We start from the raw sequence: 16,566 nt of genomic DNA on the forward strand, positions 1-16,566 counted from the left end.
ATCCGTCAGTGCCGGTGAATGTGAACTGGCAGACGTATGCGGGTCCGGAGTCGCGTTATTGCCCGGCGCAAGTGTACGAATTCGTGAAGAACGACGACAACACCGAACGCCTCGTGATCAACGCGCAAAACTGCGTGCACTGCAAGACGTGCGATATCAAGGATCCGACGCAGAACATCGTCTGGGTCACGCCTGAGGGCGGCGGTGGTCCGAACTACCCGAACATGTGATCGATCTCGCGGGTGAACAGGACATGCCCGCACAAGAACGCAGATCGACGTTGCAGCGCATCGAAGCTGGCCGCTATCGAACCGGACATCTTCCATTACGCTCTGGTTCGGACGGTGCTGCGGCACCGTCCGAACCAATTCACTCATTCCTCCAGGAGCGGGTGTTTGCCGAAACCACCGCTCCGTTCACGTCTACGTTCCCGAATTAGCCACGATTGCAAGGCTCGGACAATAATGCGTTGCGCTCAAGTACGACGCTTGCTGTGACCGGGCTCCGGCAGCGTTGGACGTGGGCGGATCGATAAACACTGACGCATTGTTCGATCCCGCAGGAGCGGTGAGGGTCATCGTCACTTTCCACCAATTGCCGGATTTCACTGCGCTCAGCGCTGTGGGTTGTCCAGCGCCCCACGTCCCTCGTACTACAGCGCCCGTATTCGTATTGAGGACCCACGCGAATTCGGTGCCGCTCGGGTCGTCGGTCTGGATCGATCCGCCGGGAAAGACCGTCGCGTTGGTGGTGGCGAGAACATAGTCAGTAAAGCTATACGATTGGCCGCCCTGAACCCTGATGATTTCGCGGACATTCGAAACTGACGAGCCGTTCGTACTGGTCACCGTTGCGGCCCCTCTGTTCACTCCCGAAATATCGGTCGCAGGGACGGCGGTGCCGCCATTCTGTTGAGACCAGATATCCGGCGTGGCGAGACTCAGCGGCGAGTTGATCAGGTTGTTTGCATAGCAGGCGGCCACCGCCTTGTCGGCCGGCGGTCCATAAAAGCTTGCGATGCTCGCCTGGATCGCATTGTCGGTCGTGTCGGATGTCGCCTTGGTGATCACCGCTCCTTCAAAGAACTGGATAGGCGCAGCGCTACCGTCGCCGCCTTCGCCAAGCGACAGCCCGCCTTGCCATTGCCCGTTAAATGCATGACCCGCATCGTTGCCGAAGTTATAGGCTTCCGGGGGCGCCTGATCATAGAGCGCCGTGAGTGCGCTCTGCGAGGCTGAGCCGCCTTTGACAGCGAAGATATTCGACGCAGTCACCGGCGAGTATTTGGAGAGCACGGTAACGAACTTTTCTCTTGCAGGCTGCGGCGGGCCGTAGAGATAGACGCCTGCCTCCGCGTCGACGCCTGGCCAGTTAGTATCACGCGCATTGCATACGGGGTCTTTTACGTTGGGCGGCTGGTTCGAATTGCCATCGCAGTAGCCAAATACAGCAGCGTTGCCATTTGAGAATGCCAGCGCGAACATCTCGCCTTCGATCTCTCCATGTGCATAGGTGCCGGGATTGGCGCTGTTTTCCATATTTCCGTAAGTCCCGCAGCACGTGGAGGACTGGCTATAGTGCGCCCCCGCCACCATATATTCGGCGATGTCGCTATCACCGATCGACTGGTTCACCGTGCCGAACCTGTTGCGATACGCTTGTCCCGCCAACGTGCCCAGCGCGGGAATCTGCGTGCCTTGCAGCGGCACGAAGCCTAGCTTCGCCGGTGTGCCGGAAAGCGCCGGCAAATCGTTCCCGATCGATAGCTGGAGAGTGGGCGACTGGGCGGTCAGCGCGGTAGGCGGCTGCGACAGTTGAACGGTCAGTGCTCCACTGGTTCCCGGAAGCGTGATCGTCGCAAAGCCGTTGAGCACCGGTACGGTCGTCGTTTTTTGCGGGCGTGAGCCGCTATTCGGAACGGTCAGTGATTCGGTTCCGTCCGGGTTAAGTGCAAGGGTGGCCGGGACATTGCCGAACGCTCCGCCCTTTAGCGGCGCGACCAGGTCGATCTGGTCGTAAATGTACGTGACGGAACAGGTAGTGTTGTTGCAGAACGTGTTTGCGCTTTTGACATTGGCTGAGCCGATCAGCGAGCGGTCAGCGCCGTACGGCAAGGTGCTGGACGTGTAGGGATAGATGTCCTGCTTTGCATTGTCGGATCCCCGCTGAACCTGGAATAACGGCCCCCTGTAATTCCGGGTCAGCAGGCGGGTGACACTATGAGCCGCGGAGCATGGTGTGTTGGCCGTGGCGGCGGCGTCGCAAGGTAGGGGCATTGCTGTCGCCAAGTCTATCGATGCATTGTCGTTCGACGCGGGCGCGGCATTCGTCGGTGTCAAACTTGAAGTCGATACATTCGCTGCCTGAGATGCGGTCGCGCCGCCACTATCTCCGTCACATGCGGCAACTCCTACGGTCATCGCTAATAGAACAGTAACTAATCCAATTCCTCTGGACATCATGACCTCCTCCTATGAAACCATGTTTCTGTTTTGAGTTGAATCACTTAGTTATGCAAACTGACTAATTAATAATTCTGTGTCAGGCAAACAGTTGTTCCTTGGAGCGGCGTTCGTTTCCGGCGGGTTATAAAATGCGCAGCCTTGTCGTGCAGTTCGCCGTCCAGGCTATGCACCAGGTGGAAATCAGGTTAGAGGCGATACGGTCGCCGGTTTGGTAATAATATTAGTCAATAATATCAATTCGACGTCTCGGTATAATCCCCTATGTTTCCATAATAGAAACGAAAGATTTCGCCCATATACAGGGCTGGAAAGGTTGCTCTCGTTAGAGCGGTGGTCAATATTATCGCTAATATGATCGTTCATAAATCAACGGCTGGCGGCCGAGCGTACGTCCGGTCAGGCGATCGGAAAGTTGGGGCGCACGTGAAGCATGCCTAATGAAAATACCGGATGTCGTCATGGTCATTCGTCTCGAAAGCCTCGCGCGGTCACTGAAAAGGGCGGTGCTGCGCGCTGCTAGAATCATCGCACCGCGCGTTGCAATGCGCGGCACTGAAGCGAAGCCCGGTCCGCTGTATCGCGCTGACCGTTGAAGTCGCGTGCTCGGTAGCCTGCTCGATCTACCAACTCCGTTCCACTACATGCCGCGACTTCGAGGCTGGCTCCGATCGATGCGATCAGGCATGGCGTGCTCACGGACTTGGCCAGGTTTAACCGGGGGCTTTGCCTACAGAGGGACAGGCCGGCAGAGAGCATCTGCCTGGTACCTCAACGAAAGCGATACCCTAGCCCGCGTCCTTCGGGGCGAGCTACCTCAATGAGGGTGTCGCACGTTCGCCGTCGCCTGAGAATATTTCCATACGTAGCGGGCAACGTCTCGCACGGATTCGCGAATCCGACCTGCTGCCGTGGGGGCGCATTGATCGCACGGTGACACGGACGCTCAAAGGTCGAGAGGTGCTCGTAAACTCTGACCGCGTGCCGGCCGAATCTTCCCGTCGGCTATTTCTCCGCCTGCCTGGCCATATAGGAAATCCGCCCCCTTACAACATCAATAGCCTGTTTGAGGGCGTAGATATCCGGAAGATATCGCTGCGGCAGGCGTATCTGGTTAGCGTGCGCGTCGATCTGTTCGATCTCGTCGCTCCATTGTGAAATCTGCTCCCGGCTTGGCCGCTCGCTTCGCCGTATCTCATCTTCCAGCAGCTTCACTTCGCGATACCAGACCACGAGGCGGTTTTTGATCCGCGTCTCCGCGATTCGCGGTAACGCCTGAAGCACGCCGAGCAGTAAAGCCGCAAAAGGCAGCAGGATCAGAAGGCGCCGTTCGACAAAACTGGCCAGCCAGAACGGGAGGTAGCGCTGAAGGAAGGGACGCCCAGACTTGAAATAGCGGATGCTTTCATCGGACACGGGAAATTCGTCGGTGTTGACGTTGGGAAACCTGCCGAGTGGCGTGAAGTAATCTTCGCGACCGTGGACGGCGCTGGCTGCATCCAGTAACAGATAGACGAAGGCCGGATGCAAGGATTCCTTGGCCACGAGCAAAGCCGTGGCGGCGAGCAGGGTGACATCGGCTGACGGCCGATCATTGGCAATGCTCGTCGAGCCACGCGGAAAAATGACCTTGGAGAGTGACGGGAATTTTTGGACTAGGGCATCGGCCTGAGCAAAGCTCATCAGCTTCAGATTGCTGTTCAGCAGAGTTCGTTGCATCTCGGCATCCGGCCTGCCGATAAAGAACGCCGCATCGAGTTGTCCGTTTTCCAGACTTTGATATGCCTTGGCCGCATCCATTTGCAACAACGTGGTGTTGTCACCCGAAACGCCGCTGTAGGCGAGCAGTTGCAGGGCAACATTGAGCAGGCCGCTGCCGGGCACGCCTATGGAAATCCGCTTGCCGCGCAGTTGCGCCAACCGGTCGATCGTGGCGTCGCCGCGATAGAACACCCAGATCGGTTCGTACGAGACTGCGGCGATCGTTTTCAGGTCGTCTGTTTCTTTCGGACGAGTCGTGCCGGACTGGATAAAGCCGACCTGATATTCGCTGCGTGGGTCTTTCAGCCGCTGATAATTTTCGACTGAACCGGAAGAACTACGGATATCGAGCGTAATGCCTTTCTGTTTCAGGATCGGCGCGTAGCGCTCCGCAAAGCCGCGATAGATTCCTCCGTCCGCTCCAGACGTCATGACGATCGTATGCTGGAAAGCGGGCGCGAGAATGATTGCCAGTACCCAGCCTGACACGGCCAGCAGCAGGATCGCGCCCGTGATGAAGAGCCACGGGCGCCTGGGTTTTACGGGTGCTTTCCGGGCGCGCTGGAGAACTGGGTTGTGCCTTGGCACGGTTTGGTCTCTCTGGTCCGTGCTTCGGGCGGGAGGCACGACGTTGCCATAACGTTCTTAGACTGCAGGCTACCTCGCTTCATGTCAACAACCTGCCAAACGCTTTCTTCCTGCGGCGAATTGGCGGCTAATCCAGGCGGATGACGGCGCATCAACCTGGAACGTCAGTTTGCAGACCGTCGCGCGCGAGATAACCCGACGCGCTAGCAGCGTTTTTTCAAGCAAGCGCCACGACCGCGATTTCCACGAGCAACTCGGGTGCGGCGAGCTTTGCTTGCACCGTCGCGCGTGCGGGTGCGTTGCCTTGCGGCGCCCAAGCGTCCCATACCTGGTTCATTCCCGCGAAGTCGCGGGCAATGTCCGCGAGCCACACTTGTGCGGAAACCAGGCGCGTCTTGTCGATGCCGGCCTTCTCCAGATAGTTGTCGATCTTCTCCAGCACCTTCGCGGTCTGGACTTTCACGTCAGCGGTATGATCGGCGGAAGTCTGGCCGCCGACGAACACCAGGCCACCCGCCTTGACGACGCGGCTCATGCGTTGATTGGTTTCGATACGAACGATATCGGTCATGACAATTTCTCCAGTTGAAGTCGAACGAAGCCGCCGCGCGCTGACTATCGGCGCGACGCAGAAAAAAATGAAACCGGTTAATGCGTCGCGAGAGACGAAGCGCCCGTGAGGCAAGATGCCGCGTCGCGGCCGAAGCGATCGATGGCAAACGCATCGAGCGGAATCGAGGGCGCGCCGTCGAGCATCAGTTCGGACACCAGCTTGCCGCAGCCCGGCCCAAGCTGAAAGCCGCTGCCGCAATAGCCGAACGAGTAATACAGATCCGAAGCCTTGCGGCTCGCGGAGATCACCGGCAGTTCGTCTTCGGTAAAGGCTTCGACGCCGGCCCACGCGCGGTTCACGCCGAGATGGCGCAGATGAGGAAACAGATCGGTCACGGTCCGCGCGCTACGCACGAGGCGGACGAAATCGACTTCGCCGTGGCGATTGGCCAGGTCCGCAATGCCGATCAGTTTTCCGCCGATGACCACTGTGCCGTTGTCGAACTGCTTGAAGGACAGCGGCCTGCCGGTTGCGCCGAGCGTCGCGGAACAGAAGGGCGCGACGCGATGCGTGACCATCAGCATCAAACCTTCGGGATGCACCGGCACCGGCTCGCCGACCTGCTTCGCCAGTTCGCCGGACCATGCGCCCGCGGTGACGAGCAGCTTTTGTGCGCTGAATGTGCCCTGTGGGGTGACTGCGAACCATCGCGTGCCGCGCTGTTCGATGCGGCGCACGGGCGTGCCTTCCAGAAAGCGCGCGCCGAACCGCTGCGCGGCGAGCCGGAATGCCGTCGTGGTTCGATAGGGCAGTGCGTAGCCGTCGCGCTCGACCCAGATTCCGCCGGTGACATGCCGCGCGAGCGCCGGTTCGAGACCGAGCACAGTTTGCCGGTCGATCACTTTCTCGTGCGTGAATCCCTGCGATTCGAGTAGTGCGACGCGCTGGCGGCACGCTTCGAGTTCGTCGTCCGTTTCGGCGATCTTCAACTGGCCGGAAGGAACGAAGCCGCCATCCTCGCCCAGCAGGTCGTTCATGCCATGCCAGATTTCCCGCGACATCAACGCAAGCGGAATCTCCGGCAACGGACGCCCCAGCGTGCGCACGCCGCCCGCATTCACGCCCGACGAATGACGGGCGACATAGTCGGCTTCGAGCACGATCACCTTCGCGCCGCGCCTCGCCATATGGAACGCGCTGCTCGTGCCATGCAGCCCGCCGCCGACCACGAGGACATCGGCTTCCTGGATGTCGGTCGCGTCATTCACCGGCAAGCTCTCCCAGCGTGAGCGGCTTGATCGGCGGACGGATGCGGTAGTAGCCGACTTCGGCGGGCGAGACGCGGCGCGCATCGGCGATCACTTCAGTGACCGTGAGGCCGCACATGCGCCCCTGACACGGGCCCATGCCGCAGCGTCCGAACGACTTCGCCTGATTCGGTCCGACACAGCCGAGCTCGACGAACTTGCGCAACTCGCCCGCGGTGACTTCCTCGCAACGGCAGACGATGGTCTCGTCGCGCGGAATGCGGTTGATGTCGCGCGGACGATAAAGGCTGTCGAGAAACGGCCGGATGCGCATCACGTCCGCGAGTGCGCGGCGATGCGCGACGGCTTCGGCATCGCGTGTCGCCGTGTTGATCGCGCCGAGTTGCGCGGCTGCTGCGAGACCCGCGAGCGAGCCTTGCAAGGCTGCTGCCTGTGCGCCGCCAATGCCCGCACCATCGCCCGCGATGAAGATGCCCGGTACATCCAGCTCGCCCCACGCATCGACTTTCGGGGTGAAGCAGAGTTGGGCGTTGTCCCAGCGGTGCGCGGCGCGCAGCGCTTGCGTGAATTGTGTGTTCGGCACGACGCCCTGATGCAGCAGGATCACATCGGCTTCGATACGATGCGCCGTGCCTTGCGTCGTGAAGTGAAGCGCGGCGGCGCGCTCGACATGATCCGTGCCGATGCGCGCTTCCACGCGCAGATCGTCCGCCGCCTCGAAGATGGGTACGCCTGCCTGGCGCAGCGTGCGGATCAGTTGCAAGCCTTTGCTCAGGAACGGCCACGCGCGCAGCGCCGACATCACGTGACGCTTGGCGCGCCAGCGGTCTTCGTGACGCGTGGTATCGACCAGCGCGCGGATCGGCACGCCGGCGCGCACGTATTGCCAGCCGAGCAGATACAGCAGCGGTCCGCAGCCCGCGAGCACCGGCGGCGCGGCGGGTACTTCGCCCGCACTCTTCAAAAGGATCTGCGCGGCGCCCGCCGTCAGCACGCCGGGCAGCGTCCAGCCGGGAATCGGGAAGGGCCGCTCCAATGCGCCGCTCGCGAGAATCACGCATTTCGCGTCGAAGCTGCCGATCTTGCCGTCCTTCAGATAATTGACGCCACGCTCGCGCGTGACCTGCCACACGGTTGCATTGGTCACGTGGTGCGCGCCGGAGGCGGCGAACGCATCGGCGATGGCGGCGCCCGCCGCGTAGTCCGGTCCGAGAATCTCCTTGCGGCGCGCATCGGCGCGGCCGATGCCGCGATAGATCTGGCCGCCCACGGCGTCCTGTTCGTCGATCAGCACCGTTCTGAGACCGGCGCGCGCCGTGCGCGTCGCCGCGCTCATGCCGGCGGGGCCGGCGCCCACCACGACGACGTCAACGGTTTCGGAAGCGAATTCAGATGCGAAATCAGCGGCCATGTGCGTTCTCCAGCGGTGCGTCCGTCATGCTCGCGGGCGGCAGATCGCGAGCGCCTTCCTGCGAATGGATCCGCATGCCGGCTTTGACTTCGACCATGCAGGCCTGGCGGCTCGGCACGCCGTCGATCTCGACCAGACATTCGAAGCACGCGCCCATCATGCAGAAAGGCCCGCGCGGTGCACCGGACACAGGGGTCGCACGAAAGCGCGACACGCCTGCGGCGAGCAGGGCCGCCGCCACGGAGCGGCCGCCGGGCACGGACAGTGGCTGATCGTTGAACCAGATCGCGACGTTCGCGGCGGCCGCACCTTGCGCGCCCGGCAGCGGCTTGAAGAGTGTGTGAGTCGATTGGGTAGTCATGTCGAATTCAATGAGCGGGAGTCAGTTCTCTGGCGTGCTCGAAACGGCGCGCCGAGAAATTGGGCAGTTCCTCGGGCATCGGCGCGCCCATGATCCACGGCGCGACGCGCAGCGCATGCGCGGCGGCCAGCGTCACGCCGCTATGGCACGTGACGACGAACGCGCCGGGATGCGCCTCGGACTGGTCATAGATGGGAAAACCGTCGGGACTGTAGACACGCAGTGCAGCCCACATGCGCACGAGCCGCACGTGCTGCAACATCGGGAACGCGCGCACGCCGCGCCGGGCGATGTCGGCAAGCACGTGCGTGGTGGTGAAATCGTTGAAGCCGACTTCTTCCATCGAATCGCCGAACTGCACGCTGCCCTCGTCGGTCTGGCGCACGTTGAGCGTCGGATAGTCGAGAAACGGGGCGACGCGCTCGCTCACCAGCACCTGCCCGCGATTGGGCGCGACCGGCGCGTTGAGCCCGACGAACGGCGCGAGCGTGCGATTGCCGAGCCCGGCGGCGAGCACTACTTGAGCCGCGCGATACGTGCCGCGCTTTCCGTGCACGACGAAGCCCTGCGCTTGCGGCTCGATGCGTTCCGCGCGCTCGCCCGAGACGAGCCGCACACCGCGCGCCTGCATGGCGGTGTGCAGGCCGCGCAGCAGCTTGAGCGGATTCACGTGGCCGTCCATCGGCGAATAGCTTGCGCCGATCACCGCGGGGCCGACTTGCGGAATGCGTGCGCGGACTTCGGCGGCATCGAGCATCTGGTACGGGTAATCGCCGAGTTCGGCTTGCAGTGTCGAGAGCCGCTTCTCGCGTTCGGCGAGTTCGTCGTCGTTGAAGCAGAAGTGAAAGCCGCCTGGCTGACGCAACGCCACATTCACGCCGGTTTCCTTCAGCAGGGCTTCGGCGAGTCCCGGCCAGCGCGTGGCCGAACTGCGTGACCAGCGTGCATAAGGCGAGAGGCCATAGCCCTTGCCCTGAACCCAGACGAGGCCGAAATTGCCGCGCGACGCGCGCAAGCCGCCGTCGTCCTCGTCGAGCACGGTCACGCGCGCGCCTTCGCGGGCGAGCCCGTAGGCCACGGCCGAACCGACGAGGCCGCCTCCGAGCACCAGCACGTCGGGGCTGGCGGTGCTTGTCAATGTCATCGGGCTTCTCCGATCAGAATGCGATCCAGGCCGACCATGCGATCGAGCAGGATCATCAGGAGGACAGTGCCGACAATCAGCACCGCCGACACCGAAGCGACCAGCGGATCGATCGTCTGCGCGATCTGGTTGTACATGGCGACGGGCAGTGTGGTGGTGCCGGGCGTCGCGACGAAGATGGTCATGGTCAGTTCGTCGAAACTCTGGATGAACGAAAGCACCCAGCCGCCCGCCACACCGGTGCGGATCATCGGCAGCACCACGCGGCGAAACGCGGTGAAGCGGCTCGCACCGCAGGACAGTGCGGCGCGTTCGGCGTCGCGATCGAGCCCCACCGCCGACGACAGCGCGAGCCGCAACGCATACGGCAGCACGATGATCACGTGCGCGCACACCAGCGACCAGAACGATCCGGACAGATGCAGCAGCGAGAGGAAGCGCAGGAACGCGATGCCGAGCACGACTGCGGGAATCATCATCGGCGAGAGAAAGAAGCTCGTGAGCGCGGCGCGGCCCGGAAAGCGATAGCGGGCGATCGCCAGCGCGGCGGGCACCGCAAGCAGCATGCCGACGGTCGCCGCCGCGAACGCGAGCCGCACCGACAGCCAGAATGCCGAGACGATGTCGCCGTTCTCGAGGATCGCGCGGAACCAGCGCAGCGACGCGCCATCGAAAGGCATCGAGATGAAGCCCTTGTCGGTGAACGCCACGAGCATCACCACTACGAGCGGCGCGAGGATGAAGGTCAGAAAGAACGCGTTGTAGACGAGGCCGAGAATGCCGTTCTGTTTCATGGTCGTTCTCCCTCTCAATCGAAGATGTGCTGGAAGCGGCGTTCGGCAAGACGACTGCAACCCATCACGATCGCCACGTTGGCAATCAGGAGCAGCACGGCGATGCTTGCGCCGAGCGGCCAGTTGAGCGTGCCGAGGAATTCGTCGTAGGCGGCAGTGGCGACCACCTTGAGGCGCCGGCCGCCGATCAGCGCGGGCGTGGCGAACGCCGAGGCCGACAACGCGAATACGATGATCGAGCCCGACAGCACGCCCGGCATGATCTGCGGCAGCACCACACGGCGGAACACCGCGAACGGCGAGCCGCCGAGCGAGCGGCCGGCCCATTCCACCTGCGGATCGAGCTTCTGCATGGTCGCCCAGACCGACATCACCATGAAGGGCACCAGCACATGGGTGAGCGCGATGATCATGCCGGTCATCGTGAAGACGAGGCGGATGGGTTCGTCGGTGATATGCAGCGCCTGAAGAAGGTTGTTCAGCACGCCGTTGTTGCCGAGCAGAATCTGCCAGCCGAGCGTGCGCACCACCACGGAAATGAGCAGCGGGCCCAGCACGATCAACAGACAGAGCGACTGCCACGGCCGCCTCATGCGCGCGAGCACGATGGTTTCCGGCACGCCGAGCACGATGGACAGCAGCGTGACGGCGAAGGCGAGGCCGGCGGTGCGCAGAAAGATCGTGCCGTAGTAAGGATCGCTGACGACTTCCCAGTAGTTGGCGAGCGTATAGGCGGCGGTCACGCCGGCCGTGTCGCTGAAGACGCGGAACGACAGCATCAGCGTTAGCAGCAGCGGCACCAGCAAGAGGCCGACGAACAGCAGCAGCGCGGGCCCCGACAGCAGCCACGGCGCGGCGCCGGGGCGGGCGTCGTCAAGCGTGGCCATGAGCGCTCTCCTGGTTGTCCTGCGTGAGCACGCGCAGGTCGTCGTCGGTCCAGGCAAGGCCGACTTCCTGGCCTTCCTCGGGCGGCGGCGCGCCGTGGTTCGGTTGCGCGATGCGCAGCTTGCCGAGTTCGGTGTCCACTTCGAGCAGCCATTGATTGCCGACGAATACGCGCGTCGAGATGCGGCCGCGCACCCGGGCATCGCCATTGGCCAGATGGACTTTTTCCGGGCGGATATAGACGTTTACCGCGCCAACGACATGGCGGCCCTCGTGCGGGACGTGCAGCGTCGTGCCGGCAACGTCGACTTCCGCGCAGCGCGGATTGCGGCGCAGCACTTCGCCGGAAAACGCATTGGTGCGCCCGAGAAACGTCGACGCGAACGGTGTGGCGGGGCGTTCGTACGCGTCGTACGGCGTGCTCAGTTGCGCAATGGTGCCGCGATGCATCACCGCGATGCGATCGCTCATGGTCATCGCTTCCACCTGATCGTGCGTGACGAGAATCGTCGTGATGCCAAGGCGCTTCTGGATCGCGCGCAATTCGATGTGCATCTCTTCGCGCAGCTTGGCGTCGAGGTTGGACATCGGTTCGTCGAGCAATAGCAGTTCGGGTTGCATCGCGATGGCGCGCGCGATCGCCACACGCTGCCGCTGGCCGCCCGACAGCTCCTTCGGATAACGATGACCGAGGCCTTTGAGGCGTACCAGTGAAAGCGCTTCGGCGACGCGCTCTTCACGCTCCTTGCGCCTGACCTTGCGCATCTCCAGACCGAAGCCCACGTTGCCCGCCACCGTCATGTGCGGAAACAGCGCGTAGCTCTGGAACACCACGCCGATGCCGCGTTTCTCCGGACGCTCGTGCGTGATGTCGCGGCCATCGAGCAGGATGCTGCCGGTGGTCGGCGTGACGAAACCCGCGACCATTTGCAGCGTGGTGGTCTTGCCGCAGCCCGATGGTCCGAGCAGCGACAGCAGTTCACCGCGCTCGACAGACAGATCGAGGTGTTCGATTGCCGTGAAATCGCCGTAGCGTTTCGAGATGTTCTGCAGGGTCAGGAAGGCCATATGCGTTGCTCCTTCATCAGAAACGCGCGCCGCGCGAGGGACTTGCTGGTGCCGGAGTTCAGCGTTCGACCGAGCGGTTCCAGCGCTCGGTCCACTCGGTGCGATGCTGGTTGATCGTGGTCCAGTCCATCGCGGTCAGCTTCGAGATCTGTTCGGGACCGTAGGGCACGCGCGCAGCTATTTCAGGCGTCAGCTTGACGGTCTTGTTGACCGGGCCCAGACCGATGCCTTGCGCCTGCAACACCTGCACTTCCGGGCTCAACAGGTACTGCACGAACTGCTGCGACAACTGCGGCTGCGCGTTCTCCGCGACCACGCATGCCGCTACCTGCAACGCGACCGCGCCTTCTTTCGGGTAAATGAACTTGAGCGGAAAGCCGGTGTTCTGCAATGCGACCGCGCGGCCGCTGCCGTATGGCGCGAGGATCACGTCGCCGGATTGCATCTGGCCGTCCATCTCGCCGGGCGTCGGCGCCCAGGACAGCACGTTCGGCGCGACTTCCTTCGTCATTGCGGCGAAGCCCGGATCGATGTTCTTCTCGCCGCCGCCGGAAAGACGCGCGAGCATGACGAGCGTATGCAGGCCGTAGGTGTTGGTGATCGGCGGTACGCCGAGTTTGCCCTTGATGCGAGTGTCGGTGAGCGCCTTCCACGAGTCGGGCGGCGGCAGGCCGGCCTTCTTGAATGCTTCTTCGTTGTAGCCGATGCCGGTTGCCACCATGCCGACGCCGATCGCCGTCGGCCCGAGCTTCGCGAGCGGGTAGAGGTCTTTCATCACGGGCGCGTCGTCGAGCTTCGCGCACAGGTTGAGCTGCATGGCCTGGTACATGGGACCGTCGTCCATTACCGCGACGTTGATCTGCTGATGGCCTTTCTGCGCCTGCAGCTTGGCGAGCGTATCGCTCGAATTTCCGGCGACGTAGACGATCTTGACGTTATGCGCTTTTTCGAACGGCGGGATGATTTTCTGCCGGTAGACCTGCTCGTTCGAGCCGCCGACGTTGGCTACATAAAGCGTGGTCTCGGCCTGCGCGGCGAGCGGCGCGGCCAACGCAGCCGCAAATGAAAGCGCCGCGATGGTGGTGCGGGACGGGGCGGACAAACGGCGATGCAACGCGCTTCTCATGACGACGATCTCCAGTTCCGGTGTGGGGGAGGGCGGGCTTCGCTGCCCGTCGAATAGAATGCAGTTTCGCGCCGGCCAATCATGCCGTCCAATACGAATAAAATACCTATCTATGCATGGATGATATGGATTGACGGCGGTTGTCTAAGGGAGAACACCTATGAATCTCAAGCACATCGAGGCGTTTCGGGCGGTGATGGTGTCGGGATCGATGACCGCCGCGGCCAAGGCGCTCTTCACTTCGCAGCCGAACGTCAGCCGTCTGATCGCTCAGCTGGAGCGCGACACGGGCTTACAGCTCTTTCAGCGCAGCGGCGTGCGCCTGATTCCGACGAGCGAAGGCGAGGCGTTCTTTCGCGAAGTCGAACGCGCGTTTGTCGGCCTGCAGGGGTTGGCGAATGCCGCGGCGCAGATTCGCAATCTCGGCAGCGGCCGCCTGCGCATCGCGGCGATGCCTTCGGCGGGCATGACGCTGGTGCCGCACGCGATCAAACGTTTTGTGGAGTTGTTCCCGGATGTCACGGTGTCGCTTCACGTGAATACGTCCGGCACGGTCAATCATTGGACGGCGTCTCAGTTTTGCGATCTCGGCGTGGCGGTGTATGTGAGTGAGGCGTCCGATTGCGAGGTCGAGCAGTTGTCGGACGTGGCTGCCGTTTGTGTGATGCCGGCTGCGCATCGGCTGGCGGCGAAGCGCAGCATCAAGCCGGAGGATCTGGAAGGCGAGTCGTTCATCTCGCTGTGTCACGGCGACGGCACGCGCGTGTTGATGGACGAAGTGTTCCAGCGCGCGGGCGTGCAGCGCGTTCTGGCAATCGAGGCGCAATACACCGCGATGTGCTGCGAGATGGTCCGCCACGGCATGGGAGTGACGCTCGCGCATCCAATCGTCGCACGCGACTTCGCGGGGCCTGAGATCGCGATTCGCCCGTTCTTGCCGGCTACGCGGTTTCAGACCTATCTGCTTTTTCCTCCGCACAGGCCGCGAGAGCGGCTTGCTTCGGCGTTTGTGGAAGTCTTGCGCGGGTTGCACGACGAATTGCTGGCGGAGGTGGTGGTGCCGGCCCGGAGTGTGGGAAGGCGCAAGGCGCTGCGGTCGGGGATTGGAGGGTGACGGGGATATCGACGTTCGCTTCTTCCGCCCCGGCATTCGTCGCGCAATGTCGAACCACGCCGGCTTCAGATTTGGGAGCAGAACGCCATTAGACGTCATTCCGAAAAGCGAAATTAACCCTTGCGAACAATGCGCTTAATTATCAGCGACCGTTTTCCTAGACTTTCCATTGCTTATATTTACATAAAAAATTCGAGTCCATCCAGGAGGCACAGGTCATGAACAAGGCAACCAGTACATTAATCGCGGCTGTCGTCGCACTCGCGCTGTCGGGCGAGGCCTATGCACAAAGCAATAACACCTTGGCAACCCCGAGCGTAGTGTCGCCCGCCGCCGTATCGCCGGCCAATGCAACGAGCGGCTACGGCACAGCTGGCGCCACCAACTCGGATAGCGGCATGAGCGCCGGGTCGGCGAACTCCGGCCTGCAGCAGACCACGAACACGAACTCGACGTCCAATGCCAGCGCTTACGGAGTCAATAACACGCTGGCAACCCCAAGTACAGCGTCGCCGGCTGGTAAATAACAGCAATTTATAACGCATCAGGCGCAAGCACAGAGCGAACAGGCGCCCTCATTCACCCGCCGTTGTAAGAAAAGCCGCTGCCCTCACGGACAGCGGCTTTTTTGTTTCTCCCCAAGATCTTCCTGACAGCGGTTCGCGCCACACTGAATCCGGCCAGGAAACTACTGGGCCGCACCTTCAGGGGCACATTCGAAGGGTGGCTTTGCCACGAAGAGCCGACTCTTGCGGCCCGGGTCGGTGACAGGCGAATGAACAACGTTCGGTATGCAATCGGACTTTATCGATCTTTGGGCTTCGATCAGGTTAGCAGACGCAATGACAGGTTTCGTATCTCCGGGTGCTCGGTCGACGATATCACGGTGACTCTGCTGATTAAGGGCTAGGTGGCGGACAGACATCGGCCAACAGGCGATGCTCATGCCGAAGTTTCGAACGTCCGCTGTGGTGTTGGCATGAGCCTTTATAGCGAGGGGCAACACCAGAAATTTTCCGCCTTTGCCCTTGTCGGCGCGTAACGGGCCAATATCGGCCACGTAACGCTGCAAGCCGTCCTGAACGAACCCTAGCATATGTGGTGGAGCCTCGATAACGGTCGGACCATCCGTCCTTAGGTCGAGGTGGCTCATCGCGTATGCCGTCTCGGTGTTCGCAGTCAGCAGCAGGTCTGAACGTCCATCAGGTTGTCCCAGATCACAACCTGTGTCGGGTTTTTCGAACCAAAATGCGCGCATGCCCTCGCGCAATGCAATCTCGCTGACGGGCATCATCTGCGTCAGATAGACCTCGGTAGCCCGATTGACCAATTGCAGTTCGAACAGACGTTCAGCTGTGTCGTCAACCGGGTATCCATTCTTGAATTCAAATCACTCGGACGTGTGTCTTCATTGAAACGCCAACCGAAAAATTGCGGCAGTTCATTTCAAATTACTCAACGGTTGAGCGTGGGAATGATCGTTTTGCGCCTCCAGAGTGCGGCCGTTTGATTGGCATGCTCGCGGTGCGCGTGCTCCGCCCCGGAATCCGAATTTCGCACTGGCTTAGACGTTGGCCAAATGGTTGCTCGCCCTTGGAGCTATTTGGTAGCCCTCGTTTTTGCAGTGTCGGGGCAGCTTATACCACCATGCAGTCCGAGCCATAACCAACGATCTCGGGAAATATCTGTTGCTAATTCCGCATCAATTTAAACGACTTTTGGCCGTTAGCTAAGGAGCGACCTCGCAGCGGGCGTCTCCGGCCACCATCTGCCGTTCAGCGAGCGGGAATGTGCGATGGCGGCAAATCGAGGACGATCCAGGCAGCCTGCGATGGTGTCCGGTGACGCTTATCGACGTTCAATATCGCTTCTGACAAGGCACGCTCTGTCGTGCAATTACTTTTCCCTCAAGACTATTCATGAATCTGCGTTCTTGCCTCAGTGTGACCGCCGCGGTGGTATTGACCTTGTTTCTGGCTGCGTGTAGCGGTGGAAGCGGTGGAGGCATAACGCCGATTGGGCCCAGTGCCA

Annotated in this window: 15 protein-coding genes; 3 read left to right on the forward strand and 12 right to left on the reverse strand. The window is 61.8% G+C overall.

What is annotated here, in order from left to right:
* Positions 1-230: 4Fe-4S dicluster domain-containing protein (locus NE850_RS36965; RefSeq protein ID WP_310699881.1), on the forward strand; the 230-nt coding region annotated here is incomplete at its 5' end.
* Positions 231-422: 192 nt separating this feature from the next.
* On the opposite strand, the gene NE850_RS36970 is transcribed toward NE850_RS36965, so the two are convergent.
* The 11 genes from NE850_RS36970 to NE850_RS37020 all read right to left on the reverse strand — a co-directional run bounded on the left by NE850_RS36970 (position 423) and on the right by NE850_RS37020 (position 13,421).
* Positions 423-2,462 (reverse strand): arabinofuranosidase catalytic domain-containing protein, encoded by a 2,040-nt coding sequence (locus NE850_RS36970; RefSeq protein WP_310700226.1) that lies wholly within the window; start codon positions 2,460-2,462, stop codon positions 423-425.
* A 1,005-nt stretch (positions 2,463-3,467) separates the two neighbouring features.
* Positions 3,468-4,811 carry a TAXI family TRAP transporter solute-binding subunit gene (locus tag NE850_RS36975; RefSeq protein WP_007176032.1) on the reverse strand — a complete coding sequence of 448 codons (1,344 nt, stop codon included), beginning with the start codon at positions 4,809-4,811 and terminating at the stop codon, positions 3,468-3,470.
* Between the two features lie 217 nt (positions 4,812-5,028).
* Complete coding sequence (locus NE850_RS36980) at positions 5,029-5,382, reverse strand: RidA family protein (RefSeq protein WP_007176033.1); 354 nt, start codon at positions 5,380-5,382, stop codon at positions 5,029-5,031.
* A 77-nt stretch (positions 5,383-5,459) separates the two neighbouring features.
* Complete coding sequence (locus tag NE850_RS36985; RefSeq protein WP_165187678.1) at positions 5,460-6,632, reverse strand: FAD-binding oxidoreductase; 1,173 nt, start codon at positions 6,630-6,632, stop codon at positions 5,460-5,462.
* A complete protein-coding gene (locus tag NE850_RS36990; protein ID WP_007176035.1) occupies positions 6,625-8,043 on the reverse strand; it encodes an FAD/NAD(P)-binding oxidoreductase in 1,419 nt (472 codons plus the stop codon). Before NE850_RS36990 ends, NE850_RS36985 begins: the two co-directional genes overlap by 8 nt.
* Positions 8,033-8,404 carry a (2Fe-2S)-binding protein gene (locus NE850_RS36995; protein WP_007176036.1) on the reverse strand — a complete coding sequence of 124 codons (372 nt, stop codon included), beginning with the start codon at positions 8,402-8,404 and terminating at the stop codon, positions 8,033-8,035. Before NE850_RS36995 ends, NE850_RS36990 begins: the two co-directional genes overlap by 11 nt.
* Positions 8,405-8,411: 7 nt before the next feature.
* The gene (locus NE850_RS37000) at positions 8,412-9,548 is read right to left on the reverse strand and encodes an FAD-binding oxidoreductase (protein WP_007176037.1); all 1,137 of its coding nucleotides are present in this window, start codon (positions 9,546-9,548) and stop codon (positions 8,412-8,414) included.
* Complete coding sequence (locus NE850_RS37005) at positions 9,545-10,342, reverse strand: ABC transporter permease (protein ID WP_165187680.1); 798 nt, start codon at positions 10,340-10,342, stop codon at positions 9,545-9,547. The genes NE850_RS37000 and NE850_RS37005 overlap by 4 nt, the downstream gene beginning before the upstream one ends.
* Before the next feature lie 14 nt (positions 10,343-10,356).
* The gene (locus tag NE850_RS37010; RefSeq protein WP_007176039.1) at positions 10,357-11,229 is read right to left on the reverse strand and encodes an ABC transporter permease; all 873 of its coding nucleotides are present in this window, start codon (positions 11,227-11,229) and stop codon (positions 10,357-10,359) included.
* Positions 11,216-12,295 carry an ABC transporter ATP-binding protein gene (locus tag NE850_RS37015; RefSeq protein WP_007176040.1) on the reverse strand — a complete coding sequence of 360 codons (1,080 nt, stop codon included), beginning with the start codon at positions 12,293-12,295 and terminating at the stop codon, positions 11,216-11,218. The genes NE850_RS37010 and NE850_RS37015 overlap by 14 nt, the downstream gene beginning before the upstream one ends.
* 58 nt (positions 12,296-12,353) lie before the next feature.
* Positions 12,354-13,421, reverse strand: coding sequence for an ABC transporter substrate-binding protein (locus NE850_RS37020; protein ID WP_007176041.1), 1,068 nt, complete (start codon positions 13,419-13,421; stop codon positions 12,354-12,356).
* 160 nt (positions 13,422-13,581) lie between these two features.
* On the opposite strand from NE850_RS37020, the gene NE850_RS37025 reads away from it, so the two are divergent.
* Both NE850_RS37025 and NE850_RS37030 read left to right on the forward strand, forming a co-directional pair.
* Positions 13,582-14,535 (forward strand): LysR substrate-binding domain-containing protein, encoded by a 954-nt coding sequence (locus NE850_RS37025; protein ID WP_007176042.1) that lies wholly within the window; start codon positions 13,582-13,584, stop codon positions 14,533-14,535.
* Between the two features lie 218 nt (positions 14,536-14,753).
* On the forward strand, positions 14,754-15,062 hold the full coding sequence (locus NE850_RS37030) for a hypothetical protein (RefSeq protein WP_007176043.1): 309 nt from the start codon (positions 14,754-14,756) through the stop codon (positions 15,060-15,062).
* 161 nt (positions 15,063-15,223) lie between these two features.
* On the opposite strand, the gene NE850_RS37035 is transcribed toward NE850_RS37030, so the two are convergent.
* Positions 15,224-15,865, reverse strand: a complete 642-nt coding sequence (locus tag NE850_RS37035; protein ID WP_197740265.1) for a DUF1254 domain-containing protein — start codon at positions 15,863-15,865, stop codon at positions 15,224-15,226.
* Between the last annotated feature and the right edge of the window lie 701 nt (positions 15,866-16,566).

The organism is Paraburkholderia sp. USG1 (genome assembly GCF_031570135.1).
Lineage (GTDB): Bacteria > Pseudomonadota > Gammaproteobacteria > Burkholderiales > Burkholderiaceae > Paraburkholderia > Paraburkholderia dioscoreae.

Bases quoted from the DNA above. Each gene is read 5' to 3' on its own strand.
- NE850_RS36970 (WP_310700226.1), bottom strand. From the start codon at position 2,462: ATGATGTCCAGAGGAATTGGATTAGTTACTGTTCTATTAGCGATGACC.
- NE850_RS36980 (WP_007176033.1), bottom strand. From the start codon at position 5,382: ATGACCGATATCGTTCGTATCGAAACCAATCAACGCATGAGCCGCGTC.
- NE850_RS36990 (WP_007176035.1), bottom strand. From the start codon at position 8,043: ATGGCCGCTGATTTCGCATCTGAATTCGCTTCCGAAACCGTTGACGTC.
- NE850_RS36995 (WP_007176036.1), bottom strand. From the start codon at position 8,404: ATGACTACCCAATCGACTCACACACTCTTCAAGCCGCTGCCGGGCGCG.
- NE850_RS37000 (WP_007176037.1), bottom strand. From the start codon at position 9,548: ATGACATTGACAAGCACCGCCAGCCCCGACGTGCTGGTGCTCGGAGGC.
- NE850_RS37005 (WP_165187680.1), bottom strand. From the start codon at position 10,342: ATGAAACAGAACGGCATTCTCGGCCTCGTCTACAACGCGTTCTTTCTG.
- NE850_RS37010 (WP_007176039.1), bottom strand. From the start codon at position 11,229: ATGGCCACGCTTGACGACGCCCGCCCCGGCGCCGCGCCGTGGCTGCTG.
- NE850_RS37015 (WP_007176040.1), bottom strand. From the start codon at position 12,295: ATGGCCTTCCTGACCCTGCAGAACATCTCGAAACGCTACGGCGATTTC.
- NE850_RS37020 (WP_007176041.1), bottom strand. From the start codon at position 13,421: ATGAGAAGCGCGTTGCATCGCCGTTTGTCCGCCCCGTCCCGCACCACC.
- NE850_RS37025 (WP_007176042.1), top strand. From the start codon at position 13,582: ATGAATCTCAAGCACATCGAGGCGTTTCGGGCGGTGATGGTGTCGGGA.
- NE850_RS37030 (WP_007176043.1), top strand. From the start codon at position 14,754: ATGAACAAGGCAACCAGTACATTAATCGCGGCTGTCGTCGCACTCGCG.